Origin of the sequence: Comamonas sp. UBA7840 (assembly GCF_002501455.1) — a bacterium.
GTDB classification, from domain to species: Bacteria; Pseudomonadota; Gammaproteobacteria; order Burkholderiales; family Burkholderiaceae_C; genus Comamonas; species Comamonas jiangduensis.
The window spans coordinates 56,168-68,644 of the sequence record NZ_DLTI01000016.1 but is presented as its reverse complement, the minus strand read 5'-3'; the positions used below and the strand labels follow the sequence as shown (position 1 = coordinate 68,644).

Sequence of the window (12,477 nt, the reverse complement as noted above, 5' to 3'; positions counted from 1 at the left end):
GCGCCTAAGATTGCAGCATGTGCCAAACCCCTGATACCCCTTCTTCCTCGGAATTGTCTACACAGCCCGCGTTGCGGCAATGGCCTTCGCGCCGCTGGGCCGAGGTGTCTGCGCGTGATTTTGCGCTGGCGCAGCATAGTGGGCTGGTGGAACAGACGGTGGCGGTCTTGCCCGTGGGCGCGGTAGAGCAGCATGGCCCCCACTTGCCCTTGAGCGTAGACACGGCGCTGGCAGAAGGCATTTTGGATGCTGCCTTGGCACAGGTGCCCCCCGAGGTGCCTGTGCTGGCGCTGCCTACCCAGTCGGTGGGCCTGAGCCTGGAGCACCAGGATTACGCCGGCACCTTGGGTTTATCGCCCGCCACGCTGCTGGCCGTATGGACCGAATTGGGCGTCTGCGTGGCGCGCGCCGGGGTCAAGAAGCTGCTGATCTTCAATGCCCACGGCGGTAATGTGAGCAGCATGGACATCGTGGCCCGGCAATTGCGCATGCAATGTGGCCTGCTGGTCTATCACAGCAGCTGGTTCAACCTGCCCCAGCCTGCGGGGGTGAATGAGGCGTTCAGCGCCCATGAGCACCGTTTTGGGGTGCATGGCGGGGAGACCGAAACTTCCATGATGCTGCATGTGGCCCCGGATCTGGTGCGTATGCAGCATGCGCAAAACTTTGCCAGCACTTCAGAGCTGCGTGCCCAGAATTTTCCTATTTTGGGCAATGGCAAAAGTGCCAAGTTGGGCTGGGCCATGCAGGACTACAACCCCCAAGGCGCAGCGGGTAATGCGGCGGCTGCAGATGCGCAGCGCGGGCAGGCCTTGGTGGAGGGGGCTGCGGCCAGCTTGGCGCAATTGCTGGCGGAAATCCATGCCTTGCCCGCCGATACGGTGGGTGCCAAGCCTCAGCCTTTGGGCGATTGATGCAGCCCACCAGGCAACAAACGTACGGCACCCAATTGCCAGTGGTGCAGGATTTCTCGCAAAAACAAGAGTGCAGCCGCCCAACGTGGCGACTGCGGCAGATCCCCTAGCGGCAGATGGGGGTGCGCGGCTTGGCGCGCGAGCATATCGAACTGCCCTTCCACGGCTTCGCGGCTGAGCATGGGCAAGCGACCGCTAGCTTTCCACGCAGTGGCCACATCGCGCACCCCCAAAGCCTGTTGCCCCACTTCCAGCAAATACGGATCGCGTGTGACAAAGACGTTGCTCGGCGGAATCAACCGTGCCATCGGCATGGCCGCATCTTCCACCAGCATGATGCCGTGCTCCAGTTGGGCCTCGGTAGGCATGTGCTGCTTGAAGGTGCGCGTGGCGAGCTGGTCTATACCCACGTCCATGTGGTGAAACACCGGCTGTGGGTGGCCGCCTTCGCCCTCGCTGATGAGCAGGCGGCTGCGGTGCTCGCCCAGATCCAGCATGGCAATTGCCTGGTGTGGCTGAATGGCATCGCCCAGTAATTCGCGCAGGGCAGCCATGTCAGCCACTGTTAGCTTGGGTTCCAGGGCGTCATCGGCAAAAGGTGCAAACATACAAGCTCCCAGGCACAGGGTGTGCCCTACAGCGTTGTACACCCCCGAGGAAAAACGTGCCAAACCGCACGTTCTTTCTAAGCCGCTCGAGGACTCGCTTGCGGGCAGTCAGGCGAAGGTGATCCAGTCTCGGGTCTGCGCGGAATCGAGGTGGTTGAGCGTGTTGAACGTTTGTAGCATCAGGCGCTTGGCGCTCATGCTCAGTTCGGTGACTGCAGTGTTGCGGATGCGCATATTGAGGGCAATCGACACCTCGGGTGTGGCGCCCAGCACCAAGCTGGATGCGCACGAGATGGGGCCGCCGCTGCTGACGATCAGCACATTGCCTGCATGGTGTTGGTGGCGAATGTGCTCCAGCGTTTGCCTGATTCCGCCGGAAAAATCTTCCCACGCAGGCATGCCCTCCGGGCTGATGACGCCTGCCATCCACTGTGCAATCGCATCGCACAGCAGTCGAAAGTGCGCGCGGTAAGCCTCAGGCGTGTCCACGGGGCCTAGCGGCTCCGGATGCACACTGCGAATCAGGGCATGGCTGTCATATTCATTGAGTGCTGGCAAGGCCTGCGCGTCGGGCATGCTCGGAAGTGTGTCGCGGATGCCCGCCAGCGTTTGCACATGGCGCTTGAGCGTGCCGGTGTACACGGCGTCAAAGCACATGTCGCGTTCTTGCCAATAGCGGCCGAGCTGCTGCGCCTGCTGCGTGCCCAAGGGGCTGAGCTGGTCATAGTCGTCGGCCCCAAACGATGCCTGGCCGTGGCGTACGAGGTAGATGGTTCCCATGGCCGGCATTTTTGAGTGCCTACCAGCGCTTGGGTTGTCTTGTGGGTGACCTTCCAGGATTGGAATGTCACTTCTGGGACTGATGGTCAATCCGCGCTGCGGTCATCCGCCTCTTGGATTGGGATTGCGGCAAGGGGCATAACGTGCACTTTGCTGGTCGATGCGTACCTGCATTGCCACAACGCGCGATGAGGGATGCATGAACTGCCGCTGCAGCCCGTAATTTCGCGTGTGGGATGCGGATGAGTACCTGCTTGGGGCAGCACTCTGCCGCTACAGCAGTACCGTGCCCTGCACACAGGTCACGCAGTGACCGCCCACCCACACTTGGGCCTGTGCGTCTTGGGTGATGGCAATCCAGCCATCGCGGCCCACACAAGCGCCTTGGTTGGCCATGTAGGGCGCCTGCACATGACCCTGGGTGATCAGCCACTGGGCCAAGCTGCCGTTCAGGCTGCCGGTAACAGGGTCTTCCACCCCCGTGGTGCTGAAGGCGCGCACTTCCAGCTGGGCTGACTGGGGCATCCCCGTGCGCAACCCGGTGGCAAATGCCTCGGCCTCTCGGCACGCACGGCCAATGAGGGGCGTGGCATCTTCGGCCTGGTACAGCGCTGCAACGCCCACTTTGTGGCCCAAGGCTTTGAGGCGGGCCAGATCGGGCTCCAGACTCAGCACCGTGTCCGGGCTGTCGAGCAGCAGGCACAGCCAGTGGGGGCCGTTGTCTATGTACGCCGCGTCCATGACCTGCTGGGTGGTGATGCCCAGGGCGGCATAGATTTCATGCAGATTGGCGGGCAAAGGCAGGGCCTGCGTGCTGGGGTTGGCAAATGCCAGACCGTGGTCGCCGCGCGCAATGGTGATCAAACCCTTGGCGCACTCTTGCACCACCAGCTCACGCGTCTGGGGCTGGCCGCCATGCTGCAGCCATGCGTGGCAGGTGCCCAGCGTGGGGTGGCCTGCAAACAGCATCTCTGCTGCGGGGGTGAAAATGCGTACGCGGTAGTCCGCACCCTGGGCTCGCCCCGCTGTGGTGGGCGGCAGCACAAAAGTGGTTTCTGACAGATTGGTCCAGCGGGCAAAAGCCTGCATCTGCGCGGTATCCAGCCCATCAGCATCCAGCACCACTGCCACGGGGTTGCCTTTGTAAGGCGTTGCGGTGAAGACATCGACCGTCATCAGGGGGCGCTGCTGGGGGGCAAAGGGGATCATGGGTACAAGCAAGGTGAAGGCCAAAAGAAAAAGCGCACCGTTTGCCAGAAACGGTGCGCTTGGAACGATACGCCACTTCATGTGGCATGCCGTGGGCAGCTGGAATTATTTCGCCAGCTGCGCGCGGATGGCTGCTGCCAACGCCGCAATACCCTTGCGGATTTGCTCGGGAGACACGGTGACGTAAGACAGGCGCAGGGTGTTGGTCTCGGGCTCACCGGCGAAAAACGGGGCGCCGGGCACAAAAGCCATGCCGCGTTCAACAGCTTCGGGCAGCAGGTCTTGGGCGTTCATGCCTTGGGGCAGGCGCACCCACAGGAACATGCCACCCACTGGGCGGGTCCAGCGTACGTCCAGACCTTCCATCTCCGACTCCAGCGCCATCAGCATCACGTCGCGCTGGGCCTTGTACATGGCACGGATGGTGGGGATGTGGTTCTTGAGGAAGTCGTGCTTCATCACCTCCGCCACTACGCGCTGGTTGAAGCTGGGGCTGTGCAGGTCTGCGGCTTGCTTGGCTTGGGTCAACTTCCCGTACACCGACTTGGGTGCCACGATGAAGCCCACGCGCAGACCGGGTGCCAGCACCTTGGAGAACGAACCCATGTAGATCACGCCCTCAGGGTTGCGCGCTGCCAGTGGCAGTGGCGGCTCTTGCTCGTACCACAGGTCACCGTAGGGGTTGTCTTCAATCAGGGGGATGTCCAGTTCCTTGGCCTTTTCCACCAGGGCCTGGCGGCGTGCCTCGCTCATGGTGCGGCCGGTGGGGTTCTGGAAGTTGGGCAGCACGTAGGCGATGCGGGCCTTGTCGGCACCAGTGCCGACCTTGGCTGCAAAGTCCTCGACCAGCATGCCTTCGTCGTCGCTGTCCACGCCGACGGCCACGGGCTCCATGGGGGTGAAGGCCTGCAGAGCGCCCAGGTAGGTGGGTTTTTCCACCAGGATGCGGCTGTCCTTGTCCATGAAAATCTTGGCGATCAGGTCCAGCGCCTGCTGGCTGCCGGTGGTGATCAGCACCTGCTCGGGGTTGACGTCCCAAGGCAGAAAGTCGGCGATCGCCTGGCGCAACTCAGGGAAGCCTTCGGTGGTGGAGTACTGCAGCGCCGCGGCGCCGTCACGCTCCATCACGGTGTTGCAGGCTGCCGTGAACGCGGGGATGGGGAAGGCCGCAGGCGAAGGAAGACCACCTGCCATGCTGATGATGCCGGGGCGATCGGTCAGCTTCAGGATCTCGCGGATTGCGGAGGAATTCATCTTGGCAGCACGCGCAGCCAGGGTCCAGTTCGTCATAACTACTCAATCTTCAATACGCCGCACGCGCACTGTGCGCGTGCTGGCAAAGCTTGTTGCAAAGAGCATACCGTTGTGCAGCATGGCCAGCAGCCCCGGAAACTACGCATAGCTGGGGGCGTGGCTATTGGCGTCGCAGCGCCGGTAGGCGGCGACGTCGGTATACCTATTGTGGAGCTTTGCGCACCGGCTTGCAGGCGCTGTTTAGAAAAAAATACACGGCTTAGGCCCTCAGCATCCACAGCGCCGTCAGCACCAGCAGGGCAGCCATGCCGCGGTTAAACCACAGCAGACGGCGCCCGGTGGCCAGCCATTGGCGCAAAGCGGCGCCAATACAGGCGTACAGCAGATTGCTGCTCAGCGCGTAGAAGGCCATCACGGGTAGTACCACCAGCATGCGCGCCGTGAAATCGGCCTGGCCTGCCACCCAACCTGCGACGATGGTCAACGCCAAAAGCCATGCCTTGATGTTGACGAACTGCAGCAAAACCCCTTGCACAAAGCCCACGCGCAGCTGCGCGGGCTGGGCTTGGGCCAGCTGCCCGCTGCCCGATAGTTTGAAGGCCAGCCACAGCAGGTAGGCAATGCCCAGTGCCTTGATGCCCCAGCGCAGCGCAGGCATGCCGGTGATGAGCGCGCCAATGCCCACAGCGCACAGTATCAGCAGCAGCGACCAGCCCACGGGCACGGCGGCCACAAAGCGCAGGCTGTGGCGCAGGCCGTGGTTGGCTGCCATGGCGGTGGACAGCGTGGTGTTGGGGCCAGGGGAAAAGCTCATGGCGGTGGCCAAAATGAGCAAGGCGGTGAATTCGTGGAGTGGCATGACAGGCGTGGAGAATGCAGCCGCCAATGTTGGCGGCTTGCGTGGCACTTGTCAGCAGGTTTTGTACCAACGGCAGCATGGGCGCCGGCGTGGTGAGCAGCGCAATGCGGGTGCAAAAGAGGGGTGCAGCAATAAAAAAACGAAGCTGCCAGCGCTGGCGTAGCTTCGTTTTTAGATAGTTTTGGCTGATAAACGCTTTAACCATAAGCGCAAGCAGCTATTTTTTTGATAACGCCGATGCTGCCGCTGTTGGCTGCTGTTACCAGTGGGGGCGCTGGTTGTGCCATTCGCAGGCCAGGCGCAGCAAGGTGCGGTTGACGTGTTCCAGCGAAATATCGTGTTCTTCGCACACTGCGCGGATGGTGGCGGCGCCGTTTTCGCGCTCCAGGGCAAAGGCCAGCTGCAAGCTGGGGGCATAGGGCCCCTCGCCGCGAATGGCTGCATCGGGAATGCGCTCGGACAGCGGCAGGCGGGTGAGCGTGGTTTCCAGGGGCTCGTCCAGTACATCGTTCAGTCGCGCAAACAGGCCGCACAGGTAGACCTCGCTGCGCAGCTCCTGGCTCACGCCGGCATCCAGCAAGTGCGAGGTCATTTGCGCGCGCATCACGGTGCTCAGGCGAATGGGTTGCAAATCCTTGTCGTGGCTGGCGTGGGTCAGCTGGGTTGCCAGCCATTCCTTGAGCGTGCCGTAGCCCAGCATGACCAGCGCGCGGCGCAGCGAGTTGATGGGGTTGCGCGCGCCCAGCGCTGCCGAGTTGGCGTACAGCATGAAGCGGTAGGCCAGCAGCGGATCTTCGCTGAGGATTTCTTCAAAGGTTTCCAGCGACTGGTCGGCATCCACCGCTTTCATCAGGCGCAGCACATGCTCATGCGTGGGGTGCAGCACCCGTGCACCACGCACGCGGTGCAGCACGTCGTCGGTGGGCCAGCCGGCAATCGCGCTGGCGTGGTAATGCTCCAGACAGCGGCGCGCCAGCGTCTGGCTGTGGATTTCCTCGTACATCTGGCCTTCCAGCAAGGCCAGGCGTTGGGGTACCGGCTGGTCGACCGCCGCGCGCATCAAAATCAGCGCGTCCTGGGGCTCCAGGTGCAGCAAGCTGCACGCGTAGTGGTTGGCCTCTTCGGTGGATGGCAGCTGGTTCATGCTGCCGCGCCACACCAAGCGCACACCGCGCTGGGCCGCCAGCGTAACGCTGGTGTGCAGCTCAGGGTGGTCTGCCAGCCACTCGGCACGCACTTCCAACGCCCACGCGGGATTGGGTGTGATGTGCGAGAGCAATCCCTGCAGTAGGCGCACCGACTGGGGCGAGAGCAAGAGCAGCGGCGACGACGGCGCCCACATCTCCCGCAAGATACGCAGCAAGTGGGCTGTGTCTACCTGCGTGTCGGGATCGTCGTGCAAAAACAATTGCACGCCGCCCAGATTGCGCTCGGCATTCCACAGCGGGCGGTAGCCCATCACCAATGCATTGAGAACAAATTCCACGGTGCTTGCCTAAAGGTTCTGTGATGCGTGAAGCTTAGTTGATGTAGTTGAACAACGATAGCTTTTGGATGGAGGCATAAGACTGCAGCGCGGCAGACACGGCAGTTTCCTGCGTCTTGAGCTGCGACAGTGCTTTGACCATACCTTCGGCATCGTAGTCTTCGGCGGCTACACGCTGTGCTTCCACCTGTTCATTGCGGGCCAGCAGGGTGTTGCCCATGCGCTCGGCCTGGTTGAGCAGGTCACCAGCGACGCCACGCACGGTGGAGACGCGGTTGAGCTGGGTGTCGATCTCTGCCAAAGATTTGGCCAGGCCGTGCGCCAAGGCGCCGTGATCGGTGGTTCCGTCCGAGTTGCCACTGTTTTTGACCGTGGCAATTGCTTGGCTCAAGGTGTCGAAAATCGACATGCTTTCGCTGGGCTTGACGGTGAAAGTGTCGCCAGCCTTGGGCTCACCAGTGATCACCAGATCCATGCCTGCCACGGATATGGCATCGCCAGACTTGTAGCTAGCCCAGGTGGTGCCTCCATCGGTGCTGTACTCCATGCCATTGGCACCAGCCTGGAAGGTGATATCAATGGGGGTGGTCAAGGCCGTGGCCGCGGCGGGGTCGCGGATAGTTCCTGCATCTGCCCACGCAGCACCCGTATTGCCGGCACCAATTTCTACGGCCAATACACCGTTACCCGTCTTTCCGCTGAAGAACGCCAAGGCACCATCCAGCGAGTTGGTGATGGTGTATTCGCTGCTGTTGGGCTGGCCCGACTGAATGCCTTGCCCGCCGTTGGGGAAGGGCATGCTGGATTCGGTATCCAGGCCGCGGAACAGGGGCAGGCCGTTGCTGTCGGTGCGGTTGCTGTACTTGAGTATCTGGTCGCGCAAGCTGGTGAGTTGTTCCACCAAGGTGTCGCGCTGGGTCTGGTTGTACGTGCCATTGCCCGCTTGCACCAGCAGCGAGCGAAACTCTTGCACTGCAGCATTGATTTCGCCCAGCGTCGATTCGCCGTATTTGATGGTGGCAGTTTGCGCATCCAGCATGCGCTGATCGGTCTCCATGCGCGTCAGGCGCGTGCGTGCGCGCTCGGCCTGCGCGGCGGCCACCGGGTCATCGCTGGCGCGCAGCACGCGCTTGCCAGCAGAGGCGTGTTCCATCTGGCTGGCCAGCTCGGCTTGCTGCTTGCTGATGTTGCTGATGGTGCGGTCATACATGTTGGCAGTGCCCAGTCGGCTAATGCTCATGGTGAACTCCTGATTCGGTGATTAACGGCCGCCCACGGCGCTGAGCACGCTGTCAAACAAAGACTGCGCGGTGGAAATGATCTTGGCAGAGGCTTGGTAGGCTTGCTGGTACTGCAGCAGGCGTGCAGCCTCTTCGTCCAGGTTCACGCCCGATACCGCTGTGCGATCTGCGTTGAGGTTGTTTGCCACGGTTTCGGACAACTCTGCCGCGTATTTGGCACTCTGAGTGCGCGTGCCAATCACTGCCATGGCAGAGGAGAAACCGTCACTCAACGAAGTGCCATTGTCGAAAATGGCCGCGTCGCGCAGCGCCAAGAATGCGGAGGCATTGCCGGCGTTGAGTTTGTAACCATCGCCCAGATCTTTGGCGTTGCCCACGTTGACGCTGTCTCCGTTGCCGGGGGTGCCGGTCAGCGTGATGTTCCAGCCGTTGATCTGGATGGCCTGGCCCGAGGTGTAGGGCGCGGCGGCCGAGGCGGCACTCCAGTTGCTGGTGGCCGGGTCGTAGGTTTGGTAGCTGTAGTTGCCGGAGCCATCGAAGGTGATGCGCACCGGGGCGTTCTGGACCGGAATGCCGGTCAGGTCCGTGGCACGCAAGCTGCTCAGCTGCAAGGTGCCTGCATTGGAGCTGGTGATGTTTGCCGTGACCGCATTGGAGACGGCCAAGTCTGCCGCGTTGTGTACCAGAGGTTGAATTTCGTCGGCGGCCTTGCTGAAAGGCTGGAACAAAATGCTCTGGCCTTTTTGTGCAGCATTGGTCACCGCACCTGGCACGGTGAACTGCAGGCCGTCGACGGTCTGACTGATGTCACCCGTGACGGGGTCTACGCTCAGGTCCGTGAGCTTGCCGTCAGACAGGCGTACCAGTTGTGCCCCGCCTGCGCCATTGAATTGGATGCGGTAATCAGACGCGACCAGTGCATGGGTGTCGGTCACAGCTGCTTGTGCGCTTTGTGCGGCATTGCCAGCGTCGTAGCCAGCGATATTGCTCCAGCCGGTGGTGGACGTGGTCAGCTTGAACAAGTCGGTGCCAAAGTTGCCTGACAGGGTCAAGCCCAGCTTGTTTTGCTGGTTGAGCTCGGTGCCAATCGACAGCGCCAGGCGGCCCAGCAGATTGCGGCCCGTCACCAGATCGTCGTTGTTGAACTTCAGCAGGCCTGCAATTTCACCACCGCCCACCATGTTGGCGGTCAGCTCGACGCGCTCGCCATTGGGTTGGCTGAAGTACAGCGACAGTTTGCCGCTGCCGGGGTACTCGGCGGTCTCTGCCACACTGAGCTGGCCGGTGCTGCTGCCCAGCACCAGTGCCTGACTGCCGCCCACAAACAGGTTGATGGCGCCGCTGTCGGCATCCACTTGCGTGGTTTGCACGTACTGGTTGATTTCACGAATGATTTGGTCACGCGCGTCCAGCAGGTCATTGGGCTGGTGGCCAGAGGCCAGCGCACGGGCAATTTGCGTATTCAGCGAAGCGACTTGCCCAGCCAGGTTGTTGACCAGTGTCACGTTGTTGGTGACTTGCTGGTTGGTGGCGTAATCCATCTCCTGCAGCGTGGCCGAGGCCGCGCGAAAGCGCGCGGTCAACTCGCTCATGCGGGTCAGCACCACGTTGCGGGCGGTGCCGTCTGCAGGCGCGGCTTCCACGTCGGCAAACGCGTTCATCATGCTATTGATGGCGGCGCCCAGGCTGCTGTCACCGCCGGAGTACACGTCTTGCATCTGTACCAGCGACTGGTAGCGGATGGCGTCGGCGGCGCTGGCCGCATTGGCTGCGTTCGACTGCTTGCCCAGCAGCTCGTTGTAGTTGCGCATGATGGTGGCAACTTGCACCCCCTTGCCCACATAACCTGTGCCCATGTTCTGGCCCACCAAGGCCTTGGTGGCAATGGTCTGGCGCGAGTAGGCGGCCGAGTTGACGTTGGCAATGTTGTGACCGGTGGTGGTCAGGGCTTGCTGGTTGGCGATCAGTGCGGAAACGCCGACGTTCATTAAGCTCATGTGCGTATCTTTCTAAAGCTTTAACCTTGGGTGCCTTGCTGTGCCGCACGTGCGCTTTCAATGGCGCGTGACAGCTTGCTGGCGTAGAGGGGGTCGGTGGCATAACCTGCGTTTTGCAGCGCTGTGGCATAGGAGCGGGCGTTGCCCGTGTTTTCCATGGCTTTGGCGTAGCGCGGGTTTTCGGTGATCAGGCGTGCGTAATCGCGGAACGACTCTTCATACGAGTCGTAAGCGCGGAACTTGGCCTTGACCTTGCGGGGAATGCCGTCGACGTATTCGGTGGTGGTGATTTCGGCCACCTTGCCACTCCAGTTGCCCGTGGCCTTGATGCCAAACAGGTTGAACGAGTTGCTGCCGTTGTCACCACGGATTTCACTTTTGCCCCAGCCGGTTTCGTGGCCGGCCTGGCCCAGCATGTAGCTGGCGGGAATGCCGCTCTCACGCGCCACGCGCTGTGCGGCGGCGTTGTGGGATTGCACAAAGTTGTCACGCCCTTTGGGCGAGGGCGCGTAGGCATCCAAAAATGCGGTGCTGCCCACGGCGGTGTTGCCCGACAGACCGGGGTAGCGGGCGCTGCGGCCGGCAAAACTCACGGTGGAAGGAATGCTGAAATTGCGCTCGCCACTGCTCAGTGCCGCTGCAGGGTTGACGCCGGCGTCGGCAGGGTCGAGGCCCATGGAGCGGGCAATTTGCGCGGTGATGGCATCGGTCAGCCCACCAGGCATGCCTGCCATGGAGACGGACAGCTGCTGGTCCATCATGGAGTCGGCCAGCTTGGAGCTTTCGTTGTCCAGCAAGCCACTTTTCATGGTGGCCTGGCGCATGCTTTTGATCATCTCGTGCATGAACAGCGACTCCAACTGCTTGGCGGCTTCGCGGGCCGCTTGCGGGTTGTTCGCGCTGGCCTGGCTTTTCAGGCTGTTGAGCGAGTTGATGTCGGTCGCTAGCGCATTGCTGGTGTTCATCATGCTCATATCACCTCCAGCTCGGCATTCAAAGCACCTGCGGCCTTGATAGCTTGCAAGATGGCCAGCAAATCCTGGGGCGTAGCACCCAAGGCGTTGAGCGAGCGCACCACGTCGGACAGCTGGGGCGATGCGGGCACGCGAATGATCTTGCCGGGCTCTTGCGTGACGTTGATGTTGGTCTTTTCGGCCACCACGGTCTGGCCTTGTGAGAAGGCGCCGGGCTGGCTGATGACCGGGGTGGAATCGATGGTGATGGCCAGGTTGCCGTGGGCAATCGCGCAGGGGCCCAGCGTGACAGCCTGGTTCATCACAATCGAGCCGGTGCGGGCGTTGATCACCACCTTGGCAGCCGGCTTGTTGATGGGCAGGTTCAACTCCTGGATGTCGGCAATAAAGCCGACGCGGGCGCCGGGATTCACGGGGGCGCGTACTTCCACGGTGCGGCCGTCTAATGCCATGGCCGTGCCCAGGCCGTGGCGTCCGTTGATGGCCTTGACCACCTGGCTGGCGGTCTGGAAGTCGGTGGTGTTCAGCCCCAGCTTGATGGTGTCGCCGTCATTGATGGGGGTGGGTACAGCACGCTCGACCTGTGCACCCAGCGGAATGCGTCCGGCACTCAGGTGGTTGATCTGTACCTTGGAGCCGCCTTGCGATGCGCCCGCACCGCCGATCACCAAATTGCCCTGAGCCAGCGCATAGATCTCGCCATCGGCGCCGCGCAGCGGGGTGGTGATCAGCGTGCCGCCCTTGAGCGACTTGGCATTGCCCATCGACGAGACGTTGATGTCGATCTGCTGGCCCGGCTGGGCAAAAGCCGGCAGCTCTGCCGTGACGATCACGGCGGCCACGTTTTTGAGCTGCAGGTTGTTGGTGTTGGCTGTGGCTGGCAGCGTGATGCCCATTTGCTGCAGGTAGTTGGACAGCGTCTGGGTGGTGTAGGGCATCTGGGTGGTCTGGTCGCCCGTGCCATCGAGGCCGACGACCAAACCGTAGCCGGTCAACTGGTTAGACCGCACGCCCTGAACCGAGGCCACTTCCTTGATGCGCAAGGCGTTGGCTGGAGTGGCCAGCAGACCGCCGCTGAGGGCGAGCAGCGCCAGGGCGAGGCGTGCTGGGCGGAATGTGGAGAGCGTGGACAGTACTTTCATACTGCCCAATTCT

Annotated in this window: 11 protein-coding genes; 1 reads left to right on the top strand and 10 read right to left on the bottom strand. The window is 62.1% G+C overall.

Going from position 1 to position 12,477, the window contains the following annotated elements; all coding sequences use genetic code 11:
* Positions 1 to 17: 17 nt before the first annotated feature.
* On the top strand, positions 18 to 914 hold the full coding sequence (locus B3R00_RS04915; RefSeq protein ID WP_286997778.1) for a creatininase family protein: 897 nt from the start codon (positions 18 to 20) through the stop codon (positions 912 to 914).
* Here the strand turns inward: B3R00_RS04915 and B3R00_RS04910 are convergent.
* The 10 genes from B3R00_RS04910 to B3R00_RS04865 all read right to left on the bottom strand — a co-directional run bounded on the left by B3R00_RS04910 (position 896) and on the right by B3R00_RS04865 (position 12,464).
* Positions 896 to 1,522: a hypothetical protein gene (locus tag B3R00_RS04910; RefSeq protein ID WP_286997777.1), complete on the bottom strand. Its 627-nt coding sequence runs from the start codon at positions 1,520 to 1,522 to the stop codon at positions 896 to 898. The two genes, B3R00_RS04915 and B3R00_RS04910, sit on opposite strands and share 19 nt — an antisense overlap.
* Before the next feature lie 108 nt (positions 1,523 to 1,630).
* A complete protein-coding gene (locus B3R00_RS04905) occupies positions 1,631 to 2,302 on the bottom strand; it encodes a histidine phosphatase family protein (protein WP_286997776.1) in 672 nt (223 codons plus the stop codon).
* A gap of 273 nt (positions 2,303 to 2,575) precedes the next feature.
* A complete protein-coding gene (locus B3R00_RS04900; protein ID WP_286997775.1) occupies positions 2,576 to 3,511 on the bottom strand; it encodes a PhzF family phenazine biosynthesis protein in 936 nt (311 codons plus the stop codon).
* A 105-nt stretch (positions 3,512 to 3,616) separates the two neighbouring features.
* The gene (locus B3R00_RS04895; protein WP_286997774.1) at positions 3,617 to 4,801 is read right to left on the bottom strand and encodes a PLP-dependent aminotransferase family protein; all 1,185 of its coding nucleotides are present in this window, start codon (positions 4,799 to 4,801) and stop codon (positions 3,617 to 3,619) included.
* 223 nt (positions 4,802 to 5,024) lie between these two features.
* Positions 5,025 to 5,624 carry a LysE family translocator gene (locus B3R00_RS04890; RefSeq protein WP_286997773.1) on the bottom strand — a complete coding sequence of 200 codons (600 nt, stop codon included), beginning with the start codon at positions 5,622 to 5,624 and terminating at the stop codon, positions 5,025 to 5,027.
* Between the two features lie 259 nt (positions 5,625 to 5,883).
* The gene (locus B3R00_RS04885; RefSeq protein ID WP_286997772.1) at positions 5,884 to 7,110 is read right to left on the bottom strand and encodes an HDOD domain-containing protein; all 1,227 of its coding nucleotides are present in this window, start codon (positions 7,108 to 7,110) and stop codon (positions 5,884 to 5,886) included.
* A 34-nt stretch (positions 7,111 to 7,144) separates the two neighbouring features.
* Positions 7,145 to 8,350, bottom strand: a complete 1,206-nt coding sequence (gene flgL / locus B3R00_RS04880) for a flagellar hook-associated protein FlgL (protein ID WP_286997771.1) — start codon at positions 8,348 to 8,350, stop codon at positions 7,145 to 7,147.
* A 21-nt stretch (positions 8,351 to 8,371) separates the two neighbouring features.
* The gene (gene flgK / locus B3R00_RS04875) at positions 8,372 to 10,348 is read right to left on the bottom strand and encodes a flagellar hook-associated protein FlgK (protein WP_286997770.1); all 1,977 of its coding nucleotides are present in this window, start codon (positions 10,346 to 10,348) and stop codon (positions 8,372 to 8,374) included.
* A gap of 20 nt (positions 10,349 to 10,368) precedes the next feature.
* Positions 10,369 to 11,322: a flagellar assembly peptidoglycan hydrolase FlgJ gene (gene flgJ / locus B3R00_RS04870; RefSeq protein WP_286997768.1), complete on the bottom strand. Its 954-nt coding sequence runs from the start codon at positions 11,320 to 11,322 to the stop codon at positions 10,369 to 10,371.
* A complete protein-coding gene (locus tag B3R00_RS04865) occupies positions 11,319 to 12,464 on the bottom strand; it encodes a flagellar basal body P-ring protein FlgI (protein ID WP_219163588.1) in 1,146 nt (381 codons plus the stop codon). The genes flgJ and B3R00_RS04865 overlap by 4 nt, the downstream gene beginning before the upstream one ends.
* Between the last annotated feature and the right edge of the window lie 13 nt (positions 12,465 to 12,477).

Coding starts and splice junctions, on each gene's coding strand:
- B3R00_RS04915 (WP_286997778.1), top strand. CDS start 18: ATGTGCCAAACCCCTGATACCCCTTCTTCCTCGGAATTGTCTACACAG.
- B3R00_RS04910 (WP_286997777.1), bottom strand. CDS start 1,522: ATGTTTGCACCTTTTGCCGATGACGCCCTGGAACCCAAGCTAACAGTG.
- B3R00_RS04905 (WP_286997776.1), bottom strand. CDS start 2,302: ATGGGAACCATCTACCTCGTACGCCACGGCCAGGCATCGTTTGGGGCC.
- B3R00_RS04900 (WP_286997775.1), bottom strand. CDS start 3,511: ATGATCCCCTTTGCCCCCCAGCAGCGCCCCCTGATGACGGTCGATGTC.
- B3R00_RS04895 (WP_286997774.1), bottom strand. CDS start 4,801: ATGACGAACTGGACCCTGGCTGCGCGTGCTGCCAAGATGAATTCCTCC.
- B3R00_RS04890 (WP_286997773.1), bottom strand. CDS start 5,624: ATGCCACTCCACGAATTCACCGCCTTGCTCATTTTGGCCACCGCCATG.
- flgL (WP_286997771.1), bottom strand. CDS start 8,350: ATGAGCATTAGCCGACTGGGCACTGCCAACATGTATGACCGCACCATC.
- flgK (WP_286997770.1), bottom strand. CDS start 10,348: ATGAGCTTAATGAACGTCGGCGTTTCCGCACTGATCGCCAACCAGCAA.
- flgJ (WP_286997768.1), bottom strand. CDS start 11,322: ATGAGCATGATGAACACCAGCAATGCGCTAGCGACCGACATCAACTCG.
- B3R00_RS04865 (WP_219163588.1), bottom strand. CDS start 12,464: ATGAAAGTACTGTCCACGCTCTCCACATTCCGCCCAGCACGCCTCGCC.